General features: G+C 62.9%; 25 protein-coding genes. 12 read left to right on the top strand and 13 right to left on the bottom strand.

Annotated elements, in window-relative coordinates; all coding sequences use genetic code 11:
* Positions 1–73: 73 nt before the first annotated feature.
* Positions 74–1,165 (bottom strand): calcium:cation antiporter, encoded by a 1,092-nt coding sequence (locus HU715_RS26965; RefSeq protein ID WP_186707952.1) that lies wholly within the window; start codon positions 1,163–1,165, stop codon positions 74–76.
* Positions 1,166–1,520: 355 nt separating this feature from the next.
* Between HU715_RS26965 and HU715_RS26960 the strand changes: the two genes are divergently transcribed.
* From HU715_RS26960 to HU715_RS26950, 3 genes are all read left to right on the top strand, one after another.
* Entirely contained in the window at positions 1,521–2,603 is a 1,083-nt protein-coding gene (locus tag HU715_RS26960; protein ID WP_186707950.1) for a BMP family ABC transporter substrate-binding protein, read from the top strand.
* A gap of 142 nt (positions 2,604–2,745) precedes the next feature.
* A complete protein-coding gene (locus tag HU715_RS26955) occupies positions 2,746–3,711 on the top strand; it encodes a 2-oxoglutarate and iron-dependent oxygenase domain-containing protein (protein WP_186707948.1) in 966 nt (321 codons plus the stop codon).
* Positions 3,712–3,795: 84 nt separating this feature from the next.
* Positions 3,796–4,749 (top strand): adenosine deaminase, encoded by a 954-nt coding sequence (locus HU715_RS26950; RefSeq protein ID WP_186707946.1) that lies wholly within the window; start codon positions 3,796–3,798, stop codon positions 4,747–4,749.
* A gap of 117 nt (positions 4,750–4,866) precedes the next feature.
* Here the strand turns inward: HU715_RS26950 and HU715_RS26945 are convergent, their stop codons facing one another.
* From HU715_RS26945 to vimR, 3 genes are all read right to left on the bottom strand, one after another.
* Complete coding sequence (locus tag HU715_RS26945; RefSeq protein ID WP_186707944.1) at positions 4,867–6,249, bottom strand: MFS transporter; 1,383 nt, start codon at positions 6,247–6,249, stop codon at positions 4,867–4,869.
* Between the two features lie 106 nt (positions 6,250–6,355).
* Positions 6,356–7,090, bottom strand: a complete 735-nt coding sequence (locus HU715_RS26940; RefSeq protein ID WP_186707942.1) for an ArsR/SmtB family transcription factor — start codon at positions 7,088–7,090, stop codon at positions 6,356–6,358.
* A 141-nt stretch (positions 7,091–7,231) separates the two neighbouring features.
* Complete coding sequence (gene vimR / locus HU715_RS26935) at positions 7,232–8,161, bottom strand: transcription regulator VimR (RefSeq protein ID WP_186707940.1); 930 nt, start codon at positions 8,159–8,161, stop codon at positions 7,232–7,234.
* Between the two features lie 114 nt (positions 8,162–8,275).
* Between vimR and HU715_RS26930 the strand changes: the two genes are divergently transcribed.
* Positions 8,276–9,289, top strand: a complete 1,014-nt coding sequence (locus HU715_RS26930; protein ID WP_186707938.1) for a zinc-binding alcohol dehydrogenase family protein — start codon at positions 8,276–8,278, stop codon at positions 9,287–9,289.
* Between the two features lie 249 nt (positions 9,290–9,538).
* Positions 9,539–9,709: a hypothetical protein gene (locus tag HU715_RS26925; RefSeq protein ID WP_170866862.1), complete on the top strand. Its 171-nt coding sequence runs from the start codon at positions 9,539–9,541 to the stop codon at positions 9,707–9,709.
* Position 9,710: 1 nt separating this feature from the next.
* Here HU715_RS26925 and HU715_RS26920 read toward each other — a convergent pair whose 3' ends face one another.
* The gene (locus tag HU715_RS26920) at positions 9,711–10,913 is read right to left on the bottom strand and encodes a multidrug effflux MFS transporter (RefSeq protein ID WP_186707936.1); all 1,203 of its coding nucleotides are present in this window, start codon (positions 10,911–10,913) and stop codon (positions 9,711–9,713) included.
* Positions 10,914–11,008: 95 nt separating this feature from the next.
* Positions 11,009–11,206 carry a heavy-metal-associated domain-containing protein gene (locus HU715_RS26915; protein ID WP_186707934.1) on the bottom strand — a complete coding sequence of 66 codons (198 nt, stop codon included), beginning with the start codon at positions 11,204–11,206 and terminating at the stop codon, positions 11,009–11,011.
* Between the two features lie 148 nt (positions 11,207–11,354).
* Here HU715_RS26915 and HU715_RS26910 point away from each other — a divergent pair, with 148 nt between their 5' ends.
* From HU715_RS26910 to cueR, 3 genes are all read left to right on the top strand, one after another.
* The gene (locus HU715_RS26910; protein ID WP_186707932.1) at positions 11,355–11,738 is read left to right on the top strand and encodes a hypothetical protein; all 384 of its coding nucleotides are present in this window, start codon (positions 11,355–11,357) and stop codon (positions 11,736–11,738) included.
* 233 nt (positions 11,739–11,971) lie between these two features.
* Positions 11,972–14,365: a heavy metal translocating P-type ATPase gene (locus HU715_RS26905; protein WP_186707930.1), complete on the top strand. Its 2,394-nt coding sequence runs from the start codon at positions 11,972–11,974 to the stop codon at positions 14,363–14,365.
* Positions 14,362–14,763 (top strand): Cu(I)-responsive transcriptional regulator, encoded by a 402-nt coding sequence (cueR, locus tag HU715_RS26900; protein WP_186707928.1) that lies wholly within the window; start codon positions 14,362–14,364, stop codon positions 14,761–14,763. The genes HU715_RS26905 and cueR overlap by 4 nt, the downstream gene beginning before the upstream one ends.
* Positions 14,764–14,991: 228 nt before the next feature.
* Here cueR and HU715_RS26895 read toward each other — a convergent pair whose 3' ends face one another.
* Both HU715_RS26895 and HU715_RS26890 read right to left on the bottom strand, forming a co-directional pair.
* Entirely contained in the window at positions 14,992–15,885 is an 894-nt protein-coding gene (locus HU715_RS26895; protein WP_014336406.1) for a PA4780 family RIO1-like protein kinase, read from the bottom strand.
* A gap of 238 nt (positions 15,886–16,123) precedes the next feature.
* The gene (locus HU715_RS26890) at positions 16,124–16,915 is read right to left on the bottom strand and encodes an AraC family transcriptional regulator (RefSeq protein WP_186707926.1); all 792 of its coding nucleotides are present in this window, start codon (positions 16,913–16,915) and stop codon (positions 16,124–16,126) included.
* Positions 16,916–16,994: 79 nt separating this feature from the next.
* Between HU715_RS26890 and HU715_RS26885 the strand changes: the two genes are divergently transcribed.
* Positions 16,995–18,023: a bile acid:sodium symporter family protein gene (locus HU715_RS26885; RefSeq protein ID WP_186707924.1), complete on the top strand. Its 1,029-nt coding sequence runs from the start codon at positions 16,995–16,997 to the stop codon at positions 18,021–18,023.
* Here HU715_RS26885 and HU715_RS26880 read toward each other — a convergent pair.
* Positions 18,010–19,287 (bottom strand): acetyl-CoA C-acetyltransferase, encoded by a 1,278-nt coding sequence (locus HU715_RS26880; RefSeq protein WP_186707922.1) that lies wholly within the window; start codon positions 19,285–19,287, stop codon positions 18,010–18,012. The two genes, HU715_RS26885 and HU715_RS26880, sit on opposite strands and share 14 nt — an antisense overlap.
* Before the next feature lie 249 nt (positions 19,288–19,536).
* On the opposite strand from HU715_RS26880, the gene HU715_RS26875 reads away from it, so the two are divergent.
* Both HU715_RS26875 and HU715_RS26870 read left to right on the top strand, forming a co-directional pair.
* A complete protein-coding gene (locus HU715_RS26875; protein WP_186707920.1) occupies positions 19,537–20,889 on the top strand; it encodes a 3-oxoacyl-ACP reductase in 1,353 nt (450 codons plus the stop codon).
* Positions 20,890–20,891: 2 nt separating this feature from the next.
* A complete protein-coding gene (locus HU715_RS26870; RefSeq protein ID WP_186707918.1) occupies positions 20,892–21,746 on the top strand; it encodes a MaoC family dehydratase in 855 nt (284 codons plus the stop codon).
* A 225-nt stretch (positions 21,747–21,971) separates the two neighbouring features.
* On the opposite strand, the gene HU715_RS26865 is transcribed toward HU715_RS26870, so the two are convergent.
* Genes HU715_RS26865 through HU715_RS26850 form a run of 4 tightly spaced genes read right to left on the bottom strand, consistent with a single transcriptional unit; the run spans position 21,972 to position 24,244 of the window.
* Positions 21,972–22,529 carry a DUF4136 domain-containing protein gene (locus tag HU715_RS26865; RefSeq protein WP_186707916.1) on the bottom strand — a complete coding sequence of 186 codons (558 nt, stop codon included), beginning with the start codon at positions 22,527–22,529 and terminating at the stop codon, positions 21,972–21,974.
* Between the two features lie 20 nt (positions 22,530–22,549).
* On the bottom strand, positions 22,550–23,167 hold the full coding sequence (locus HU715_RS26860; protein WP_186707914.1) for a DUF4136 domain-containing protein: 618 nt from the start codon (positions 23,165–23,167) through the stop codon (positions 22,550–22,552).
* Between the two features lie 25 nt (positions 23,168–23,192).
* On the bottom strand, positions 23,193–23,942 hold the full coding sequence (locus tag HU715_RS26855; RefSeq protein WP_186707912.1) for a methyltransferase: 750 nt from the start codon (positions 23,940–23,942) through the stop codon (positions 23,193–23,195).
* Complete coding sequence (locus HU715_RS26850) at positions 23,939–24,244, bottom strand: MazG-like family protein (RefSeq protein ID WP_186707910.1); 306 nt, start codon at positions 24,242–24,244, stop codon at positions 23,939–23,941. Before HU715_RS26850 ends, HU715_RS26855 begins: the two co-directional genes overlap by 4 nt.
* Before the next feature lie 165 nt (positions 24,245–24,409).
* Here HU715_RS26850 and HU715_RS26845 point away from each other — a divergent pair, with 165 nt between their 5' ends.
* On the top strand, positions 24,410–24,703 hold the full coding sequence (locus tag HU715_RS26845) for a hypothetical protein (RefSeq protein WP_018607618.1): 294 nt from the start codon (positions 24,410–24,412) through the stop codon (positions 24,701–24,703).
* Positions 24,704–24,716 lie beyond the last annotated feature (13 nt).

The following is a 24,716-nucleotide window of genomic DNA, read 5'->3' as shown; positions in this document are numbered from 1 at the left end:
TGCTCCCACAGCTTTTCGTGAGCCCGCAGACTTGCAGCGATCTGTGGGAGCAAGGCTTGCCCGCGATGCTCTTCTAGAGGCCCAGCAGGGACAACATGATAAACGTCGCGAACAACACAAAATGGGTCATGCCTTCGATGGCATTGGTTTCACCATCGTTGAGGTTGATCGCGCAGACGATCAGGGTGATGAAAATCATCACCGTCTGCACCGGGGTCATCGCCATCTGGAAAGGCTGGCCGGTGTAGAGGGCCATGGCTTCCATCACCGGCACGGTGAGGATCACGGTGGACAACGAAGCCCCCAGCGCGATGTTCACCACCGCCTGCATGCGATTGGCGAGGGCCGCGCGCAGGGCGGTGAGGATTTCCGGCGCGGCAGAGATCGCCGCCACCAGGATCGCCGTGACCACGGGCGGAGCACCCGAGCCTTCCAGCCCCAGGTCGATGGCCTTGGACATCACTTCAGCCAACGCACCGATCACCACCACGCCAAACACCAGCGCACTGATGGAAATCGTCAGGCTGATAGGTTCTGGTTCGTTTTCCACCGGTTCTTTCTTGCGGCGTTTTTCCGGGTAGCTGTAGCTGAAGAAGTAACTGTGGGGCCCGACCTGCATGCGCAGGAACAGCGTGTACAACACGATCATCGCGCCGATGGTGAAGGCAGAATAGGTTTTCCAGCTATCCCGGGGGATGAACTCCGGCACCACCATCGACACGCCCATGGCCGTGAGAATCATCACGCTGTAGGTGCGCGCCGAATCGTCGTTATAGACCTGCTCGCCATGCTTGATCCCGCCCATCAGCGCCGCGAGCCCGAGGATGCCGTTGATGTCGAGCATCACCGCCGAGTAGATCGTGTCCCGCACCAGCGTCGACGAGGCTTCGTTGTTCATCATGATCGCCAGGATCACCACCTCCACCAGCACCGCCGACAAGGTCAGGATCATGGTGCCGTAAGGATCACCGACCTTTTCCGCCAGCAACTCGGCGTGATGGGCTACGCGCATGGAGGCGGCGACGATGAAACCGATCAGGACCAGGCCGCCGAGCAACGCCACCAGTTGCCCGCTGCCCAGCAGCCAGTGCTCCAGCGGGTAGGCGACACATACGGCGGCCAGCGCCAGCAACAGCAGTTTTTCTTGCTTGATCAAAGTGAGCATCGCGGGCCTGTCACTGTGAGCGGGTCATGAGTTACTGACTGTCGGGGGAGGCGAACGTTTCGTTCGGTGTGATGCACCAGGGGGTGGCGAGTGGCTGGCAGGTGCACCGTTATCGATCCGGACGGCCCCATCGCGAGCAAGCTCGCTCCCACAGGTTATGCGGATGTAGAACCTGTGGCGAGGGAGCTTGCTCCCGCTCGGTTGCGAAGCAACCGTAAAAAACAGGGCCGCTGCGCAGCCCAGCGGGAGCAAGCTCCCTCGCCACAATAAGGTCGTGTCGATTAGTTGTCCTGTTGGTCAGCATTTTGCATTGCTGCTGCACAGCCAACCTCACAACAAAATGGAGTTCGAGTTCATGCACAAACGTCCCTTGAAGAAATTGCTTTGCGCCGTCGTCGCGGCCGTCGGCCTGGGTGCCAGCCTGAATGCCAGTGCCGCCGACCCGCTGAAGGTCGGCTTCGTCTACATCGGCCCCATCGGCGACCACGGCTGGACCTATCAGCATGAACAAGGGCGCAAGGAACTGGCGGCGAAGTTCGGCGAGCAGATCACCACCCACTACGTGGAAAACGTACCAGAGGGGGCCGACGCCGAGCGGGTGATCCGTAACATGGCCAAGGACAAGTACGACCTGATCTTCACCACGTCCTTCGGCTATATGAACCCGACGCTGAAAGTCGCCAAGCAGTTTCCCAAGGTAACCTTCGAACACGCCACCGGCTACAAGCAGGACAAGAACCTCGGCACCTACCTGGCTCGCACCTATGAAGGTCGCTACGTCGGCGGCTTCCTCGCGGCCAAGATGACCAAGACCAAGAAGATCGGCTACGTCGCCTCGTTCCCGATCCCGGAAGTCATTCGCGATATCAACGCCATCCAATTGGCCCTGAACAAATACAACCCCGGCACCGAAATCAAAGTGGTGTGGGTCAATTCCTGGTTCGACCCGGGCAAGGAAGCCGACGCCGCCAACGCGCTGATCGACCAGGGCGTGGACGTGGTGTTCCAGCACACCGACAGCCCAGCACCGATCCAGGCCGCCGAACGCCGCGGCGTCTATGCGGTGGGCTACGCTTCGGACATGGCCCATTTCGGGCCCAAGGCGGTGCTGACCTCCATCGTCAATGACTGGGGCCCGCATTACATCCAGGCGACCCAGAGCGTGCTTGACCACAACTGGAAACCCCAGGACTACTGGGGTGGCCTGAAGGAAGGCACGGTGAAACTGCCGATCAGCGACCTGGTGCCGGCAGCGGTCAAGGGCGAAGCCGAGCAGATCATCGCCGATATCGAGAACGGCGCCTTTCACCCGTTCACCGGCCCGATCAAGGACCAGGCCGGCGTCGAGAAAATCCCCGCGGGCGTGAGCGCCACCAACGCGGAACTGGCGTCGATGAATTATTACGTCGAAGGGATGAAGGCTGAGATTCCGAAATAGCTGGCGAATCAACACAAAACCCTGTGGGAGCGGGCTTGCTCGCGAAGGCGGAGTGTCAGTCAACATTGATGCTGAATGTCCCGCCGCCTTCGCGAGCAAGCCCGCTCCCACAGAAGTCCGCATCCGAATTCAGGAAAGCAGTATGAACAGCCTGCCCATCATCGACATCAGCCCGCTCTACGGCGATGAGCCCGACGCCTGGCAAGGCGTCGCCGAGCAGATCGACCGCGCCTGCCGTCAGTGGGGCTTCTTCTACATCAAGGGCCACCCCATCAGCCCGGCGCGCATCGCCGAGGTGCTGGGCAATGCCCAACGCTTCTTCGCCCTGCCCGTCGAAGAAAAACTCAAGATCGACATCACCCAGACCCGCCACCATCGTGGCTACGGCGCCGTCGCCACGGAACAACTGGACCCGACCAAGCCCAGCGACCTGAAGGAAACCTTCGACATGGGCCTGCATCTGCCGGCCGATCACCCCGAGGTGCTGGCGGAAAAACCGTTGCGCGGCCCCAATCGCCATCCAGACCTGAGCGGCTGGCAAGCCTTGATGGAGCAGCATTACCGTGACATGCAAGCGCTTGCGCAAACCCTGCTGCGGGCCATGACCCTGGCCCTGGGCATCGAACGGGACTTTTTCGACACGCGCTTCAACGAACCGGTGAGCGTGCTGCGCCTGATCCATTACCCGCCCCGCGACACCGCCAGTTGCGCCGAACAGCAAGGTGCCGGCGCCCATACCGACTACGGTTGCATCACCCTGCTCTACCAGGACGCCGCCGGTGGCCTGCAAGTGCGCAACGTCAATGGCCAGTGGATCGACGCGCCGCCCATCGATGGCACCTTCGTGGTCAACCTCGGCGACATGATGGCGCGCTGGAGCAACGACCGTTACCTGTCCACGCCGCATCGGGTGATCAGCCCGCTGGGAGTGGACCGCTATTCGATGCCATTCTTTGCCGAACCGCACCCCGACACGCTGATCCAGTGCCTGCCCGGTTGCCAGGAGGACGCCCACCCACCCAAGTACCCAACGACGACCTGCGCCGAATTCCTGCTGTCGCGCTTCGCCGACACCTATGCTTACCGGCGGGAGCCCCAGGCCGTGTAGTGGATCAGCCGGTCAGGTTTTACCCGACAGGGCGGCCAGCCCCCTGTAGAATGCCCGCCATCGATTCGCTGATGAGAAAAGACCATGTACGACTGGCTGAACGCCCTGCCCAAGGCTGAACTGCACCTGCACCTGGAAGGCTCGCTGGAACCCGAGCTGCTGTTCGCCCTGGCCGAACGCAACAAGATCGCCCTGCCGTGGAACGACGTCGATACCCTGCGCAAGGCCTATGCCTTCAACAACCTGCAGGAATTTCTCGACCTCTATTACCAGGGCGCCGATGTGCTGCGCACCTCCCAGGATTTCTACGACCTGACCTGGGCCTACCTGTTGCGGTGCAAGGCGCAGAACGTGATCCACACCGAACCGTTCTTCGACCCGCAGACCCACACCGACCGTGGCGTCCCATTCGAAGTGGTGCTCAACGGCATCGCCGCCGCCCTCAAGGACGGTGAGCAGCAACTGGGCATTACAAGCGGCCTGATCCTGAGCTTCCTGCGTCACCTGAGCGAAGAACAAGCCGAGAAGACCCTCGACCAGGCGCTGCCGTTCCGCGACGCCTTCGTGGCCGTGGGCCTGGACAGTTCGGAAATGGGCCATCCACCGAGCAAGTTCCAGCGCGTATTCGACCGCGCACGCAACGAGGGCTTCCTGACCGTTGCCCACGCCGGCGAAGAAGGCCCGCCCGAGTACATTTGGCAAGCCCTGGACCTGCTGAAGATCCAGCGCATCGACCATGGCGTGCGCGCCATCGAAGATGAGCGGCTGATGCAGCGGATCATCGACGAGCAGATTCCGTTGACCGTGTGCCCGCTGTCCAACACCAAGCTGTGCGTGTTCGACGACATGTCGCAACACAACATCCTCGACATGCTCGAGCGCGGCGTGAAGGTGACGGTGAACTCCGATGACCCGGCGTACTTCGGCGGCTACGTCACCGAAAACTTCCACGCCCTGCACACCCACCTGGGCATGACCCAGGACCAGGCCAAGCGCCTGGCGCAGAACAGCCTGGATGCGCGGTTGGTGAAACCTTAACCCCGACAATCAACCCCTGTGGGAGCGGGCTTGCTCGCGAAGACGGTGTGTCAGCTAACATGATGTCGACTGGCACACCGCTTTCGCGAGCAAGCCCGCTCCCACAGGGGATCGTGTTTAGTCGGCGACGGGCGCTTCGCTCAACTCTTCCAACGTCTTGCCCCGGGTTTCCATCCCGAACAACCAGACCACCCCCGCCGCCACGGCGAAGCACAGCGCGCCCAGGGCGAATACGCCGCCCTGGCCGGTGATGGGAAACACCAGGCCGGTCACCAAGGGGCCGAGCAGCGAACCGATACGCCCAACCGCTGAAGCAAAACCCGAGCCGGTGGCCCGGGCGGAGGTCGGGTACAACTCCGGCGTGTAGGTGTAGAGCACCGCCCACATGCCGAACAGGAAAAACTGCATCAGCAACCCGGTGCCGATCAGCAGCCCGACGTTGCCACCAAACACCGCGCTCTGCCCATACAGAAACGCCATCACCCCGCCGCCCAGCAACGTGATGATGCACACCGGCTTGCGGCCCCAACGCTCCACCAGCCAGGCCGCCATCAGGAAGCCGGGAATCCCGCCCAGGGAAATCACCACGGTGTAATACACCGACTGGGTCACGGCGAACCCCGACTGCTGCAACAGTGCGCTGAGCCAGGACGTCAGGCCATAAAAACCGAGCAAGGCAAAGAACCAGACGCTCCAGATCATCATCGTGCGCTGGCGATACAGCGGCGACCAGATCTGCGCCAGGGCCGAAAAGAAATTGCCCGGCACACTCTCCACCCTTGGCAGGCGGATCGGCTCCGGCAGATCGCGACGTCCGAGCGAGGTCCGGACCTTGTCTTCGATCCGCTTGAGCACCGCGTCCGCTTCGTCACCCCGACCGGCCTGTTCCAGCCAGCGCGGCGACTCGGGAATGAAGAAGCGAATCGCCAGGACAAACACCGCCGGCACCGCCAGCACCAGGAAGATGTCGCGCCAGCCGATCACCGGCAGCAGGAAATACGACAGCACCCCCGCCGCCACGAAGCCCAGGGGCCAAAAGCCATCCATCAAGGCGATGTAGCGCCCTCGACGCTTGGCCGGGATCAACTCCGACAGCATCGACTGGGCAATCGGAAACTCCATGCCCATGCCGATACCCAGCAGGACGCGAAACAGCGTCAAGGTCTCGACATCCTGGGCGGTGGAGCACAGGTAACTGGCAATGCCCCACAACACGATGCTCCACTGGAACACCGGCTTGCGCCCGAACCGATCGGCCAGCATGCCCGACAGCGACGCCCCCAGCACCATGCCGAAGAAGCTGGAGCTGGCGAGCAAACCGGCCTGGGCGGTGCTCAGGCCGAACTCGGTTTTGATCGAGCCCAGCAGGAACGTCATCATTGCCAGGTCCATCGAGTCGAAGAAAAACGCCAGGGCAATGATGATGAAAATCACCCGGTGATACCCACTGATGGGTAACCGCTCCAGGCGTTCCGCCGCGCTGTAACCGTGAGTGTCCATGCTGCCTCCCCAATCCGAGAATTCCCCGGACCGAGTGTGCGCGAACCTTGCGAGCGGCTATTGCTGAATACGACCTGTCGACAGCCCTGAACGACGTGCCAGTTCCCTAGAACGCCATCTCCACGGCATCCTGCCGGGCGAACCGGTGGATTTCCTGCTGGCCGAGCGTCGTCACCTGCAAGGCCCTCGAATCGTTGGGCAAGGCCAGCCAACCTGACTGCATGAACAGTTGCAACAACGCCGCCCCCAGCGCGCCCCCCAGGTGCGGACGACGCTCGCTCCAGTCCGGGCAGGGGCACGCGATACGGGCATTGCGATAAGCCAGGGCCTGGATGAACAAGCCCCGCTCGGCCAGTTGATTGGCACCCTTGTGCGTGACGATCACCCTTTGTTCGAACTGCTCGATCCATCCGGCGTCCAGCAGGCGCTGGTAGAGGTCGGCCGCCAGGGTTCCCCCCAGGTGGTCGTCGCACAGTCTGGCCCGCATCAACGAAGCGGGGACCGACGGGGCCTTGGTCGGCATCACCCGGCGCTTGAAGACCTCCGGAATCTGCCGTGGCGTACTGACCAGGGTCGCGCTGGCCAGCGCTTCGACGGCGGCGCCGATTTCAGGCGCGGCCAGGCGGAAGAACCGCTTGCGGCCCCGGGCCTCGACTTTCAACAGACCTCCCGCGGACAAGCGCCCCAGGTGCGCATTGGCCGAGGACGGCGACAATCCGGCGAGCAACGCCAGCTCCTCGGCCTGGCGGGCCGTGCCGTCCATCAAGGCCCACATCATTGCGCTGCGCTTGGGGTCAGCCAGCAGCGTGGCGATCTGGCTGATGCAAGGTGCATGTTCCATGTATTCACTCCCTGTTGAATCATTCGTCTACTGCTCTGGCGCAGGCGGTCACTAGTATAAGCGCGGTGACCGCGCTTTCCTGTCCTCCGGAAACCTTTGGAGGCGATTGTTCGTGAGGGAAAAGTCTCTAATTGCGTGCGACTAATGGCCCGTCCCCGCCGGGAGTGGAAATCGAGCCGTCAACTCACCGCAGCGGTCCCGGAGCATGTCCCGCAAAAGGTTGATGGGTTTGCTCAATTGCGCCCGGTGGGCACACAGCAGATTGAGGGGCGCGCGCTCGCATTGCAGGTGCGGCAAGAGGATTTTCAAGCGCCCGGCCAGTACGTCGGTGGACACATCCAGCCACGACTTGTAGGCAATCCCGGCCCCCGCCACCGCCCAGCGGCGCACCACATCAGCGTCATCACTGAAGCGATCGCCGCCGACGGTGAGGCTCACCTCCCGTTTGCCGTCATGAAAGACCCATCGGTCATGGATCCGGCTGCCCAGCATGTACAACAGGCAGTTGTGCTGGGCCAGTTGTTCCAGTTGATGAGGTTCACCCTGGCGCGCCAGATAGTCTGGCGACGCACACAGCACCCGGCGGTTATCCGGGGCGACGGGCAAGGCCACCAGGCTTGAATCTTCCGGCTCGCCATAACGCAGGGCGATGTCCACCGGCTGCTTGAACAAGTCGGCCATGCGATCTCCCAGCAGCAGCCGCACCGTCAGCCCGGGATGCTCGCGCTGGAACTCATCCAGCCAGGGCAACAGCAGGTTGCGCCCCAGGTCCGAGGGCGCGGACAACTGCAACACCCCGCTGACCTGATCCTGGCCGCTGGTCAATAACCGCCGTCCTTCGTCGAGACTGCTCAACGCGGCACGGGCGTATTCGAGAAACCCCTCGCCTTCGGCCGTCAGGCGCAGACTGCGGGTGGAACGGGCCAACAGCCGCGCACCGAGGTGCTGTTCGATCCGTTTCAACGCGGCACTGGCCACCGCCGCCGACAGGTCCATGACCCTGGCTGCCGCCGAGAGACTGCCCAGGTCCGCCGCCCGGACAAACAATTGCAAGTCATCGAAGCGAAGCATGACGACTCCATTATCAAAATATTATTGAAAGAGCCTGTTGTTTTAGCCGGTTTTATCTCGGTGATAAATAGCTAAACATGGCCTTCATCGAAACTCACCTCACGGAGCCGCTTCATGAAAGCCATCGCTTACTACCATTCGTTGCCCATCACCGACCCGCAATCGCTCCAGGACATCGAGCTGCCGGAACCGGTCGCAGGCCCCCGGGACCTGCTGGTGGAGGTCAAGGCCATTTCGGTCAATCCGGTGGACACCAAGGTCCGCCAGAACGTCCAGCCCGAAGGTGGTGCCGCCAAGGTGCTGGGCTGGGATGTGGCCGGCGTGGTCAAGGCAGTCGGCAGCGAGGTCACGCTGTTCAAAGCCGGGGACAAGGTGTTCTACGCCGGTTCCATCGCCCGGGCCGGTGGCAACAGCGAGCTGCATGTGGTGGATGAACGCATCGTCGGCCACATGCCCAAGACCCTCGGTTTCGCCGACGCCGCGGCGCTGCCGCTGACGGCCATTACCGCTTGGGAACTGTTGTTCGAGCGCCTGCACATCCAGGAAGACCAGGATGACCAGGGGCAGAGCCTGTTGATCGTCGGCGCGGCGGGAGGCGTGGGTTCGATCCTGACGCAACTGGCCCACCAACTCACCGGGTTGAAGGTGATTGGCACCGCGTCCCGGGCGCAAACCCAGGAATGGGTGCGCAGCCTGGGTGCTGACCTGGTGATCGACCACAGCCGCCCTTTGAGCGAAGTATTGAAAGAAGCGGGCCAGCCCCAGGTGACTCACGTCGCCAGCCTGACCCAGACCGACCAGCATCTGGACCAACTGGTCGAAGCCCTCGCACCCCAGGGCAAGCTGGCGCTGATCGACGACCCCAAGGCGCTGGACGTGACCAAGCTCAAGCGCAAGAGCCTGTCGTTGCATTGGGAATTCATGTACACCCGCTCGCTGTTCGAAACGGCCGACATGCTTGAACAGCACAAGCTGCTCAACCGCGTGGCCGCCCTGATCGACGCCGGCACGCTGAAGACCACGGTGGGCGAGCATTTCGGCACCATCAACGCCGAAAACCTGCGCCGGGCCCATGCCTTGCTGGAAAGCGGCCAGGCCAAGGGCAAGATTGTGCTCGAGGGCTTCTGACCGAACACGGCGGTCGCCCCGCTAACAATCCCGTGGCGAGGGAGCTTGCTCCCGCTGGGCTGCGTAGCGGCCCCTGGTTTTTGCGGTTGCTGCGCAACCGAGCGGGAGCAAGCTCCCTCGCCACAGTGATTGCCTCATTAGCCGGCGACTAACCGTCAGTCCGAGAATTGACCGTTGTCACAAATGCGATCGCATTCGGGTCTACACTCGAGGCCTTTGCAACGCAATCTTTTCGTGAGGAGGTCAGCAATGAAGATCCTGATAAAAGAAGTGGCAAAATCCCAATGGCAAGTGCGTCTTGACCAGCACGTCGTCACCTTCCGTACCGAGGCCGAAGCCCAGGCTTTTGCCACGACCTTGCAGGCGCGGATCCACGCGCCCCATCGTTTCCCCGAACAACAGCAGCGCGCGGCCGGCTGAGTCAGCCCTCGCGACTGGCCTGGGCCACTGCCTGGGCATTTTGCAGACGACGGGTGAGCATGGCGGCACCCACCACCAATAACCCGCAAAGGCTGATGACCAAGGCCATCGGCACGGCGGTGCCGTCATGCAATGCAGCGACCAACGCAGCGGCTCCCGCCGCCACGGAAAACTGCAGGCATCCCAGCATCGCCGAGGCACTGCCGGCCCGGGCGCCCTGCCCGTTCATGGCGCAGGCCGAGGCATTGGGAAGGATGCAACCCAGGCTGGCGATGCAGATAAACAGTGGGACCAGCAGCGGCCACAACTGCGCCGGTTGCAATGAACTGACCGCCAGCAGGCTCAGCCCCGCCCCCAGGTAGACCCATACCGCGCGGTTCAACAGGAACGCCGGGCCGCGCTTGGACAGCAACCGGGCGTTGACCTGGGCAACCAGGATGAAGCCCGCCGCGTTGGTGCCGAACAGCCAACCGAAATGTTCGGCCGGTACACCGTAGAGCTTGATGAAGACGAAAGGCGAACCGGCGATGTAGGCAAACATCCCAGCGATAGCGATGCCCCCCGTCAGCGCATGGCCGAGGTAGACGGCGTCGGTCAATAATCGGCCATACTGGCGCAACGCCCCTGACAACGGTTGCCGAGGTACATCGTCCGGCAAGCTTTCCGGCAGCCACAAGGCCACGGCTGTCGCCGCCAGCGCGCTGAACACGGTCAGGGCAATGAAGATCGACTGCCAGCCATGCAGGTTCACCAGCAACCCACCCAGCATCGGCGCGAGAATCGGCGCCAGGCCCATCACCAGCATCAGTTGCGAAAACACCTTCGCCGAGCCCACCGCGTCGCATTTGTCACTGACCACGGCCCGGGAAATCACCATCCCGGCGCAGCCGCCCAAGGCCTGGACGAAGCGAGCGCCAATCAGCCATTCGAGGTTTGGCGCATAGGCGCAGGCCAGGGACGCCAGGGTGAACAGGCCGACGCCCGTCAGCAGCGGAATCCGCCGTCCGAAGCGGTCCGCCACAGGCCCATAGGCCAACTGCCCGATGGACAATCCGAGGAAATAGGCCGCCAGGGTCAGCTGGATGTGTTTTTCGTCAGTACCGAAGGCCGTGGCCATCGCCGGAAAGGCGGGCAGGTAGAAATCGATCGCCAAGGGACCGAAAGCGCTCAAGGCGCCAAGAATCAGAATCGTACGGAGGTTCATCGGGCGTCCAGCTCAGGCGTCGTTCGACAGCCCGACAGTCTAGCCGTGCCGGGCGCTCTTGAACATTCCGATAGGTCGCTAACGATTAAAAAAACTCAAGCCACACTGATCCCATAACCCTCTTCCTTGATGGCCGCGACCACGGCATCGGCCGGCAACGAACTCTGGACCTGGACGGTCTTCGCGCCCAGGTCGACGCGCACGTCAGCCGCCGGATCCTTGGCCTGGACCGCCTCGGTGATGGCCTTGACGCAGTGACCGCAGGACATGCCCTCGACATTAAAAGTTTGCATGAGATGACTCCTTGGGATTGAGGTTGCCGCCAGTCTCAAGCTTGCCACGATGGAAAGGTCAAGTTCTGACAAAAACTGCCGGGCTGGCAATCGGCCTCGCCCTCAGCCAAGCTGCACACATCAAGGATTTCACACCGGAGGTTCAGCCATGCGCTGGTCAGCGTTCAGCCTGTTTTGCATGCTCGGTCTTTCAGCGGTAGCGCCCCAGGCCTCGGCCGCCGGCGAAGACTATGGCGTGTTGATCATTTCCCGCGAGCGCCTGGAGGTGTCGACCAATTGCGAAATCGGCATCTATATCCAGGACCAACTCTCGGCCCGGCTGTTCCAGGAGCAAAGCACCTCGTTCAACCTGCCGCCGGGTCAATTCTCCTTGCGCCTGAAATTGCTGCCCGGACAAGCGCCGGGGTGCAACCCGGGCATGCTCGCGCCAGGGTCTCAGAACATCACCCTCAAGGCCGGTGACATCTTGAAGTTCCGCATCGCCATGAATGAACAAGGCATGTACCTCAAGCAGGCTGGGCTCGGTTACTGACACCCCCATCTTGTGGTTGCCAGCCCCTGTGGAGCTTTGTGGGAGCAAAGCTTGCTCGCGATCCAGGCGCTGCGGTCCCTCAAGAGACTGCGGTGCCTGGATCGCGGGCAAGCCTTGCTCCCACAGAGCCAACTCCCCAGACAGGGATCGGCAACGCTGTTTTGGATTGGCGCTTGACCTTGCCAGAATGGCAAGGTTGATCCTGTAGTCATTCACTACAGGGAGCCTGACCCATGTCCGAATCCACCACGTTCGATCTACCCATTGCCGGGATGACCTGTGCCAGTTGCGCCGGGCGGGTCGAGCGAGCCTTGAGCAAAGTCGCCGGTACCCGTGCTGTCAGCGTCAACCTGGCGACGGAACTGGCCCGAGTCCAGGCCCCCAAAGGCAGCCTGCCGGCCTTGAAGCAGGCCGTCGAACAGGCGGGCTATAGCGTTCCCGTGCAAACCCTGGAGTTGAACATCGAAGGGATGACCTGCGCCTCCTGTGTCGGTCGGGTCGAACGCGCCCTGGGCAAGGTCGATGGCGTGAACAACGTCAACGTCAATCTGGCCAACGAGCGGGCCCATCTCGAACTGCTCGGCCACGTGGATGCACAAACCCTGATCGATGCGGTCAAGCGCGCGGGCTACGACGCCACGGTCTGGCAGGCCGAGCAGGCCGCCGATACCCAGGGCAACCGCCTGAATCGTGAACGCCTGGCACTGGTGCTGGCGATCCTGCTGTCCGTGCCGTTGGTGCTGCCCATGTTGCTGCAGCCGTTCGGCGTGCATTGGATGCTTCCGGCCTGGGTGCAGTTCGCCCTGGCGACGCCGGTGCAATTCATCTTTGGCGCGCGGTTCTACGTCGCCGCCTTCAAGGCCGTGCGGGCCGGTGCCGGGAACATGGACCTGCTGGTGGCCCTGGGTACCAGCGCCGGCTATGGCTTGAGCGTGTATGAATGGGCGATCGCCCGTCCCGGTAGCATGCCGCACCTGTATTTCGAGGCCTCGGCGGTGGTGATTGCCCTGGTCCTGCTCGGCAAATACCTGGAAAGCCGCGCCAAGCGCCAGACCGCCAGCGCCATCCGCGCCCTCGAAGCCTTGCGCCCGGAGCGGGCGATCCAGGTGATCGATGGCCAGGAGCGGGACGTTGCCATCAGCGCCCTGCGCTTGAATGACCGGGTGCTGGTCAAGCCCGGCGAACGCTTCCCGGTGGACGGTGAAGTGCTGGAAGGCCAGAGCCATGCCGACGAAGCGCTGATCAGCGGCGAAAGCCTGCCGGTGCCCAAGCAGCCCGGCGACAAAGTCACGGGTGGCGCTATCAATGGCGAAGGCCGGCTGCTGGTCCGCACGCAAGCCTTGGGCGCCGAAACCGTTCTGGCGCGCATCATCCGCCTGGTGGAAGACGCCCAGGCCGCCAAGGCGCCAATCCAGAAACTGGTGGATAAAGTCAGCCAGGTCTTCGTGCCGGTGGTGCTGGTGCTGGCCCTGGCGACATTGATCGGCTGGTGGCTGTACGGAGCCCCACTGGAAACCGCACTGATCAACGCCGTTGCGGTGCTGGTAATCGCCTGCCCCTGCGCCCTGGGCCTGGCGACGCCCACGGCGATCATGGCTGGCACCGGTGTGGCTGCGCGCCACGGGATTCTGATCAAGGACGCCGGGGCCTTGGAGCGCGCCCATGAAGTCACGACCGTGGTGTTCGACAAGACCGGCACCCTCACCTCCGGCACGCCCCGCATCGCCCACCTGACCGCCCTCGACGGCGACGAGGACGCGCTGCTGAAAATGGCCGGGGCGCTGCAACGCGGCAGCGAACATCCGCTGGCCAAAGCGGTACTGGATGCCTGCGCCGAGCGCGGCCTGCACGTGCCGGATGTCAGCGACAGCCAGTCCCTGGCCGGACGCGGTATTGCCGGTAGCCTCGACGGGCGCCGCCTGGCCTTGGGCAATCGTCGTCTGCTTGAAGAACGGGGTCTGGAGCCCGGTTCGCTGGCCGAATCTGCGCAGGTTTGGGAAACCGAAGGGCGCACGTTGTCCTGGCTGATCGAACAAGGCGCAGTGCCGCGGGTGCTAGGCCTGTTTGCCTTCGGTGACACCCTCAAGCCTGGTGCTCTGGCAGCCGTACGGGCCTTGGATGAACAGCACATCGCCAGCCACCTGCTCACCGGCGACAACCAAGGTAGCGCCCGAGTAGTGGCCCAGGCGCTGGAGATTTCCAATGTCCACGCCGAGGTACTACCGGCGGATAAATCCGCCATCGTCCAACAATTGAAGCGCCATTCGGTGGTGGCGATGGTGGGCGACGGCATCAACGACGCCCCGGCCCTGGCCGCCGCCGACATTGGCATTGCCATGGGCGGCGGCACCGATGTGGCGATGCATGCCGCGGGCATCACCCTCATGCGCGGCGATCCGCGCCTGGTGCCGGCGGCGCTGGACATCAGCCGCAAGACCTACGCCAAGATCCGCCAGAACCTGTTCTGGGCGTTTATCTACAACCTGATCGGCATCCCCCTGGCGGCGTTCGGTTTTCTCAACCCGGTGCTGGCCGGCGCGGCCATGGCGCTGTCGAGCGTCAGCGTGGTGAGCAATGCGTTACTGTTGAAGTTCTGGACACCCAAGCCATTGGAGGACAAGCGATGAACATCGGCCAAGCGGCCCGCCAGAGCGGCCTGAGCGCGAAGATGATCCGTTATTACGAATCCATCGGCCTGCTCAAGGCTGCACATCGTACCGACAGCGGTTACCGGATCTACGGCACCGATGACCTGCACACCCTGGCGTTCATCAAGCGCTCCCGCGACTTGGGATTTTCCCTGGAAGAGGTCGGCAAACTGCTGACCCTCTGGCAAGACCGCCAACGCGCCAGCGCCGACGTCAAGGCCCTGGCCCGGCAACACATCGATGAACTGAACCAGAAAATCCGCGAGTTGGCCGAACTGCGCGACACCCTGCAAGACCTGGTCGAACACTGCTACGGCGACCACCGCCCGGATTGTCCGATCCTCAAGGAACTGGCGTCGGGGTGCTGTAAGAATTGATGCCAACCGCCCTGTGGGGGACATCAGATTCGAGCTCCAACACAAAACCTCTGTGGGAGCGGGCTTGCTCGCGAAGGCGGCGGCACATTCAACATTGATCCAAGCTGACCCACCGCTTTCGCGAGCAAGCCCGCTCCCACAAGGAGGGTTGCGCCACAGGGGATGGGCGGTGGGGCTGTTTTAGGGCCACAAAAAACCCGGCCATTGGCCGGGTTTTTGTTCAACCGATCATTGCATCCACGGCGGCGGTGGTTCTTCGGTCTTGCCGGGCGGTGCATCGTCGGCGGCGCGGACCGCCTGGCGGCGTTCTTCGTCCAGGCGTGCAGCCTCGATTTCACGCATGATCCCGCCGACATCCGCCAGCTCTTCCGGCTCGTCGAACTCGCCGGTCAGCACGCTGGCCGGGTGCAGGGTGCCGGCTTCGTACAGTGCCCACATTTCCTTCGCGTACTTGGTGCGCTTGAGCTCCGGGGCGAACCGGCCGAAGTAGGACGCCATATTGCCCACGTCCCGCTCCAACATACTGAAGGCATGGTTGTTACCCGCGGCATCCACGGCTTGTGGCAGGTCGATGATCACCGGTCCCGTTGGCGTGAGCAGGACGTTGAACTCCGACAGGTCACCATGCACCAGACCGGTACACAGCATCAGCACGATCTGGGAAATCAGATAGGCGTGATATTCACGAGCCTGGTCCGGCTCCAGCACCACATCGTTCAGGCGCGGTGCCGCATCGCCATACTCGTCGGCCACCAGCTCCATCAGCAGCACGCCTTCGAGGAAGTCGTACGGCTTGGGCACACGCACACCCGCGCTCGCCAGGCGAAACAGGGCCGCCACTTCGGCATTCTGCCAGGCGTCCTCGGTTTCCTTGCGCCCGAACTTCGAGCCCTTGGCCATGGCCCGGGCCTGACGGCTGTTGCGCACCTTGCGGCCTTCCTGATATTCGGCCGCCTGACGAAAACTTCGCTTGTTCGCCTCCTTGTAGACCTTCGCGCAACGTAGCTCGTTGCCGCAGCGCACCACATAAACAGCTGCTTCTTTACCACTCATGAGTGGGCGCAGCACCTCGTCGACCAGACCGTCCTCGATCAGGGGTTCAATGCGTTTTGGAGTCTTCATCAGCTTTTATTGTGGGTCCTTTATTACCAAACACGCGAATGACAGTCGTTATACGGCAATCCTTGCTCCACGGGGAGGGGTTGCCGACCTATGAACCGGTGATGCACACACTGTGCCGGATTATCGACCGCGCCAAATCATAGCCGAGACCGGACCTGGCGTTGGCAACTGAATGCCCAGGTATTTGCGACAAGAGCTGACAGCCATGCCTACAGCCGCCGTAGGCCAGTGCGGCGACTCAATGCTTGAACAACTCCCCCGGGGTAAACCCGAACATCCCCTTGAACGCGGCAATGAACGCGGACGTTGAATCATACCCACAGGACAACGCGGCGCTGGTAACGCTGTCGCCCTTCTCCAACGAACCCAGGGACGACAACAAACGCATGCGCTGGCGCCAGGCCCGAAAGCTCAGGCCGGTCTCGCGCTGGAATAGACGCATCAGGGTTTTTTCCGACGTGCCCAGACGCTCGGACCAAGCGTGCAAGGTGACGTTCTGTTCGGGCTGTTCGATTAATTCGTTGCACAGCGCCAGCAAGCGGGCATGTCGCGGCAGTGGCAAGGAAAATCCCACCTCCGGCAGCGTCGCCAACTGATCCAGCAGCACCTGCACCAGCCGTTCTTCCTGGGTATTACCCTGGGGATAATCGACCGGCAGCTGACAGAACACCTTGATCAGTTCACGGGCCAGTGGCGTGACCTCCAGCACCCGACAGCGCTCATCGGCCCAGGGGCAAGCGTGGCGATGGACGTACAGACTGCGCATTTCCGCCCGGGTCGAGGTCACCACCTGATGCTCCAGGTCCGCCGGAATCCAGATACCCCGTTGTGGCGGGGCAAAAAAACTGCCGGCGGCGGTGTGTACGCCAAGAACGCCGCTGATGGCGTAGGAAAACTGCACCCAATCATGACGATGGGCTTGGGTCCAGGAACCGGCACTCAGGCTTTCGACACGGGCGTACAACGGCCTCGGCAATTGCGCCAGGTCGGGGATATGGCGTTCCAGCTGCTGATGTCCGTTAGGCGGCATTGATTGGCCTTATGTCGCAAGACGACTAATGAAGATGACATTAGGCTAAGTCGACTTTTCCTACAACTTGCGGTGCCCTATGCATATCGTCAGACACCTCAAACGCCTGGTGACCGACTGGTTCCTGTGCGGCATGTTGCTCGCCACGCTGTTGGCGTATTTCTTCCCGACCTTTGGCGCCACGGGCGGTGCCATGCATGCCGAATGGGTGGTCAACATCGGCATCTTCGTGGTGTTCTTCCTGCACGGGGTCAACCTGTCCGGCGAGCAGATCCGCCACGGCCTGAAGAACATCCGGCTGCATGCGATGGTGCAGGGTTTCACCTTTGGCGTGTTCCCCTTGATCTGGCTACTCAGCAACTGGCTGCTGGGCAGCCATGTGCCGGCGCTGCTGATGCTGGGGTTCTTCTACCTCTGCGCCCTGCCCTCGACGATCTCTTCCTCGGTGGCCCTGACGGGCAGTGCGAAAGGTAACGTGCCAGCGGCAATTCTCAACGCGAGCCTGTCCAGCGTACTGGGGATTTTCCTGACACCGTTGCTGGTCAGTTTCGTCGTCGGCAGTGGCGCCGGGGGCATCGACCTGGGGTCAACCTTGCTCGACCTGTGCCTGATGTTGCTGCTGCCGCTGGTGCTGGGGCAGTTCCTGCGGCGTTGGCTGGCCGGCTTTTTCGGACGATACAAACGCTACACCAGCCTCATCGACAAGTTGGTCATCCTGCTGCTGGTCTATGCGGCGTTCTGCAACTCGATGGTGTCCGGCATCTGGCGCCAGCAAGGCAACGGCGTGTTGCTCAGCGCAGTGGTGGGCAGTGCCGTGCTGCTGGCAATCATCCTGTGGGCGACCACCCGTACCGCCCGCGCCCTGAAGTTCAACAGCGCCGATGAAGTCGCCGCGGTGTTTTGCGCCAGCAAGAAATCCCTTGCCGCCGGGGTGCCGATGGCGGCGTTGATTTTCGGCAACCATCCGGGCCTGGGGCTGATTCTGCTGCCGATCATGATCTATCACCCGCTGCAGTTGATCGTCTGCTCGATCCTGGCCGAGCGCTATGCCAGCCAGCACAAGGCGCTGACATCCGGCCAGGACGGCGCCCTCGTCAACGCTCGATGATCGCCGTCACGCCCTGGCCGGCGGCGGCACAGATGGAGATCAACCCTCGACCTCGCCCGGCGGCATCCAGCAACTTGGCGAGGTTGGCGACAATGCGCCCGCCCGTGGCGGCAAACGGATGCCCGGCGGCCAGGGAACTGCCCTTCACGTTCAGCCGGCTGCGGTCGATGGACCCCAGCGGCGCGTCGAGACCCAGGCGGGTGTTGCAGTAGTCCGGGTCTTCCCAGGCTTTGAGCGTGCACAGCACTTGGGCGGCGAACGCTTCGTGGATTTCGTAGTAATCGAAGTCTTGCAAGGTCAGGCCGTTGCGCGCCAACAATCGCGGCACGGCGTAGACCGGGGCCATCAGCAGCCCTTCGGCACCGTTGACGAAATCCACCGCCGCCGTTTCACCGTCACGCAGGTACGCCAGGATCGGCAGGCCCCGGGCCTTGGCCCATTCTTCGCTGCCCAGCAGCACCAACGAGGCACCGTCGGTCAGTGGCGTGGAGTTGCCGGCGGTCATCGTGCCCTTGGCGCTTTTTTCGAAGGCCGGCTTGAGGGACGCGAGTTTTTCCAGGGTCAGGTCCGGGCGCAGGTTGTTGTCCCGGGTCAGGCCGAGAAACGGCGTCATCAAGTCGTTCTGCCAACCTTCTGCGTAGGACGCGGCCATTTTCTGATGGCTCTCCAGGGCCAACTGGTCTTGCGCCTCCCGAGGGATCTGCCAGGTCTGGGCCATCAATTCACAGTGCTCGCCCATGCTCAGGCCAGTGCGCGGTTCGTTGATGCGCGGCAGATCCGGTATCAGGTGTTGGGGGCGCAATTGCAGGAAAGTCTTGATTTTCTCGGCGGTGGTCTTGGCGCGATTGGCTTGCAGCAGGATCCTGCGCAACCCCTCGTTGACGGCGATCGGCGCGTCCGATGTGGTGTCGACGCCGCCGGCAATGCCGCTGTCGATCTGGCCCAGGGCAATCTTGTTGGCCACCAGCAGCACCGTCTCCAGCCCCGTACCGCAGGCTTGCTGTACGTCATAGGCCGGCGTCATCGGTGACAACCGCGAACCGAGCACGCACTCGCGGGTCAGGTTCATATCCCGGGAGTGCTTGAGCACCGCACCGGCCGCCAATTCGCCGATGTGCAAGCCATGCAGGTTGTAGCGTTCGATCAGCCCCTCGAGGGCAGCCGTCAACATCGCCTTGTTGCTGGCGGTGGCATAGAGCCCGTTGGAGCGGGCGAAGGGAATGCGGTTACCGCCGATGATCGCGACGCGACGTAGTTGTGTCATGAAAGAACTCCCTGTGTACCCTGTGAAAACTCAACCGGACCCTGTGGGAGCAAAGCTTGCTCGCGATGAACGATGACACGACCTACCTGAAAAACGCGGTGTCTGCATCGCGAGCAAGCTTTGCTCCCACAGGTATCCGGAGCCCTGAACAAGACGCTCCGGCACAAGCTTAGGCTTTATCTCGCCGATCGAACGACTGATTGCCAATCATGGTCCACACTTGGAACCTCATCAGCCGGAGTGTGTTCCATGTCTGACCGTTATATCGACTTCGCCAATTCGCCCATTGGCCGGCGCATGGTCGGGTCCCTCGGCCTGCCCTCGCCGGTACGCCTGGAACGCTGGCAGGCCGGGCGGCTGCGGCCGATCGAAGGCGCGCTGCTGCTGGGCGGTGGGCCGTTGACCGAACAGGTCAGCACCTTTGCCAAGCGCCTGACCGACAGCATTTTCATCTACGGCGGCGAACCGACCCTGGCCACGGAATGGATCCCCGGCCACGGCCCGAAAATCAAGGCGGTGGTGTACGACGCCAGCCATTTGGTCCAGGCCGACCAGCTCAAGCAACTGCGGGAATTTTTCCAGCCGCTGATGAAAAACCTCGACCACGGCGCCCATGTCGTCATCCTCGGGCGTGCACCGGAAAGCCTTGGCGATCCGTTCGCCGCCAGTGCCCAGCGAGCGTTGGAGGGTTTCAGCCGGTCCCTGGCCAAAGAGCTGCGCCACGGCGGGACGCTGCAATTGCTGTACGTCGGCGACGGTGCCGAAACCCAGTTGGAAGGTGCGCTGAGGTTTTTCCTGTCGCCCAAAAGCGCCTTCATTTCCGGGCAGGTCATTCGTCTTAACGCCTGTGACACCCAAGTCCAGGACTGGACCCGGCCGCTCACGGGGCTCAAGGCGTTGGTCACCGGTGCAGCCCGCGGGATCGGCGCCGCCATCGCCGAAACCCTGGCCCGCGATGGCGCCGACGTGATCCTGTTGGACGTCCCCCAGGCCAAGACCGATCTCGACGCCCTGGCGGCACGCTTGAGCGGGCGCAGCGTCACGCTGGATATCTGCGCAGAAGAGGCTGCCCCTCAGTTGATCGAGCACTTGCCCGACGGCGTCGATATCGTGGTGCACAACGCCGGCATCACCCGGGACAAGACCCTCGCCAACATGACCCCGGAATTCTGGGACGCCGTGCTGGCCGTCAACCTCAACGCCCCGCAAGTACTGACCAAGGCCCTGCTGGACAGCGGCACCCTGCGGGACAATGGCCGGGTGGTTCTGCTGGCGTCCATCAGCGGCATTGCCGGCAACCGTGGGCAGACCAACTATGCGGCGAGCAAAGCCGGGCTGATCGGCCTGGCCCAGGCGTGGGCGCCGCAGTTGCAAACACGCGGGATCAGCATCAATGCCGTGGCGCCGGGCTTCATTGAAACCCGCATGACCGCCGAGATCCCCTTCGCCTTGCGCGAGGCCGGACGGCGCATGAGTTCCCTTGGCCAGGGCGGTTTGCCCCAGGACGTCGCCGAAGCCGTGGCCTGGCTCGCGCAACCAGGCACGGGGGCCGTGACCGGTCAGGCCCTGCGGGTATGCGGGCAAAGCCTTCTGGGAGCGTGACCATGACGATTCAATGGCATGACGTCAGCAGCCCGCCCTCCATGTCCGGGCTGTATTCGAAAGCGGCGACACGGCGCAAGATCACCGGAACGACCTTGCCCGAGGAAGGGTTGCGCCAGGTGCTCCAGGTCGACCCGCAACGGCTGGCGGCTTATCGCAAGGTTTGCGGTTTCGTCGATAACGGACTGCTGCCGCCGACCTATCCCCACGTCTTGGCGTTCGCCCTGCAAATGCAATTGCTCACGGGGCGGGACTTCCCTTTTCCGTTGTTGGGGCTGATCCACTTGAGCAACCGCATTCGTGTATTGCGGCCCATGGGCGGCGTCGGCCAAGTGCGGACCAGCGTCCACGTCGAGAACCTGCAAGCCCACCCCAAGGGCGCGGTCTTCGACTTGGTGACCCGCCTGGATGATCAATTGGGGCCGCTGTGGGAGGCCCGGAGCCAGATGCTGTGCAAAGGGGTCCAGCTTGACGGCGCACTGGTGGACGACTCGCCCGAGGCCAGCTTGCCCTTGATTGAAGTCGCGCGCTGGGCCGCACCGGCTGACATCGGTCGGCAGTACGCCAAGGTCTCCGGCGACTACAACCCGATCCACCTGAGTGGCATGAGCGCTCGGCTGTTCGGCTTCCCCACCGCCATCGCCCATGGTCTGTGGAACAAGGCCAGGACCCTGGCGGCGCTGGATGACCACCTGGCCGAGGCCAACATCGAAATTGACGTGACCTTCAAAAAACCAGTGCGCCTGCCCAGCGAAGTGACCCTGCTGGCCAGCGCGGCGGGCTCCAGTGGGCAACTGCAACTGATGGGCGCCGGAGCGCTGGAGCATATGGTGGGAGCGTGGCGGCCGGTGGCCTGAGCAGGTCGATGGTATTCACCGCGCCCCCTGTGGGAGCGGGCTTGCTCGCGAAAGCGGTGGGTCAGTCTGAATCAATGTGACTGTGCAGCCGTCTTCGCGAGCAAGCCCGCTCCCACAGTGTGTCCAGGGATGTTCATAGATCCGATAGCCACCACCAATCCCTGTGGGAGCGAGCCTGCTCGCGATGGCGGTGGGTCAGCTTGCATCCATCTTGAATCACCCCACTCAGCGCGGCGGGTAGTTGGACAGGATCCGCCCGACCGTCTCGCGCACAGCCGTGTTGCGGTCGGTCGGGTTGGGGGAGTTGCTGAGCAATTGCTCATCACTGCCACGCCACACCAGCTTGCCGTCCTTGCCATCGAGCAGGTCGATCTGCACGGTGGCGACCTTGTAGCTGATGTTGCGGGTTTCGTTGTACATCGGCCCGCCCCAATACCCGTTCCAAGGGCCGCCCCAACCGCCGCCATAGTTGGTCGTGACCTGTTGCTGGCGGTCCTCGACAATCAAATAGGCCTGGACCAGCACATCGCCGCGCCCACCTGCCGCGGCCGGACGCAGGCCGCGCTGGTCGAGTTGATCGGCCACCGCCTGGCGGATCCGCTGCTCGGTCAGGTCGCTCTTGATACGGGGGTCATCGGGACGATATTGCAGCGCCGGGTCTTTCCAGCTCCAACTGCGGTATGCCGCGAAATCACGGCTGGTGTCGAAGTCATGATTGACCTGGTTAGAAGCACAGGCCCCCAGCAGCAAGGTGAAGGCCAGTAGAGCAAGACGGCGAAACATGGTTTTTCTCCGTTGCGTAATCAACTTGGCGGATACGCCGACAGGGCTTTTTCCACCGCTTCACGAATGGCGTCGGTGCGCTCGGTCTGGCTGCCCCGCTGGCCAGTCTCGGCGCTGGCGCTCCACACCGGCTGACCGGTGCGGGCATCGAACAGGTCCACCCGAACCACCACGACTTGTTCCTGATACGTGCGCACCATCGGCATCGGACGGTACACGCCATAACCCGGACCGTAGCGGTCGTAACGGTTGTAGCCACCGTAGTACCCCGCATCATAGTCGTCCCGAACCTGACGCACGCGGGTTTCCAGGCGCAGGTCGGCGCTGACGAACAGGTCGGCGGGCCGGTTGTCATGCAGCGGCCGCAGGCCCCGCTGGTCGAGGGCATTGCTCACCGCTTCGGCCACTTGGGCCGAATCCGCCCAGGCAGTGCCCGGTGGCAAACGCCCGTCACGCCAGGCCCAACTGCGATAGCGCCCATAATCACGGGGCGGCGCCGGATAGGCGCTGCGGTCGAACACCGTGGCGGCCTCGGGCGGCGCCGGCGGCAGCGGGTTGGACGTGGCGACATAGGGATTGCTGCCCTGGCAGGCCACCAGCCCCAGGCACAGCACCAACAACCCTGAACGACCTTTCATTTCGCGCTCCGATTGCACGTTCAGATCAGAGGGGACGGCAGATCCAGTGCAGATAACGCCCCAACCCGGCAAATGCCGGATGGCGACGGTGGGCCAGCTCCATTTCCAGCAACTGCGCTAGCTCCACCCGCCCCTGGAATTCTACGGGCATGTAGTCATGGAAAACCCGCACGCCACTCTGGCTTTCGACCTGCCACAGGCCTTCAAGTTGCGCCGCCAATTCGCGCGGATCAAGGGGCTGTTGTGGTGTCAGGCTCTGTTTTTCGCCGGCCATGTCGTTTTTACGCAACTTGCGAAAATGCCCCTTGAGCAGGTTGCGATAGACCAACGCGTCGCGGTTGTAGAACGCCAGGGACAACCAACCGCCCGGGACCGTAAGTTGATGCAGCACCGGCAGGATCGCGTGGGGCTCGGCCAGCCACTCCAGCACCGCGTGACACAGCACCAGGTCGTAAGGCTCGGTCAACTGGCCGAGCAGGTCCTGCCACGGCGCCTGGATAAACGTGGCCTGCTGGCCGGCCTCGGCAAAGCGTTGGCGGGCGCCTTCGAGCATGGGTTCGGCCGGCTCGGCCAGGGTCACCTGGTGGCCGCGCTCGGCCAGCCACAACGACATATGGCCCAGGCCGGCGCCGATGTCCAGCACGCGCAACGGGCGTTGCGGCAAGCTTTCCAGCAGGTCGGCCTGAAGCACTGCCAGGCGGATCGCGCCCTTGGCCCCGCCGTAGATTTTCTCCGCGAAACGCGTGGCGAGCTGATCGAAATGACGGTCGCTCATTGGCCGAACCGCCGTTCGCTGTCCGCCAGCTTGCTGCGCACCACGGTGTCCATGTCCAATCCCAGTTCACTGCAAAGCAGCAACAGGTACAACACGATGTCACCGACTTCCTGCCCGGCGTGGGCCAGTTTGTCCGCCGGCAACTGGCGGGACTGGTCCTCGGTCAGCCACTGGAAGATCTCCACCAGCTCGGCCATTTCCACGCTGGCGGCCATGGCGAGGTTTTTCGGGCTGTGAAATTGCCGCCAATCGTTACGATCGCGAATGGCATGCAGGCGTTCGGTCAGTTCAACAAGGTTCATCGGGTTCTCCTGAATGCGCATAGCTTCACGGGGATGATCGGGGAAGGCAAGAGTCCTCGGTACGAAGCGGCGGTTTGCCCCATAATCGAACCAACTCGGCCGCCACAGCTCCTACAATCAGGAGCCAACGGCTCAACGCAGATTCCCTCCCATCAGGATGCACATATGCAGGCAGAAAGCTTTTTCGAATGGCTCGGCCAGGCGCTCGGTTCGGTGATCCGGTTCATCGTCGACCTGCTCAGCGGCCTCTTCAACACCCTGGCCAACGCCGGCGGCAACTTCGTCGACGGGCTGTCACGCACCCTGGGCATGGACACCTCGATCATCAGCATCATCGCCCTGATCCTCGGGCTGATGCTGCTGTACTCGGCCATTCGCGCGTTCATGCGGGCCTCGATCGTCATGGGCATCATCTGGCTGGTGCTGGGGTTGTGGTTGTTGAGCTGGATCATTCACTAGAGCCTCCAGCATC

Origin of the sequence: Pseudomonas zanjanensis, assembly GCF_014268745.2 — a bacterium.
GTDB classification, from domain to species: domain Bacteria; phylum Pseudomonadota; class Gammaproteobacteria; order Pseudomonadales; family Pseudomonadaceae; genus Aquipseudomonas; species Aquipseudomonas zanjanensis.
This window is presented reverse-complemented; position numbering and strand designations above follow the sequence as displayed.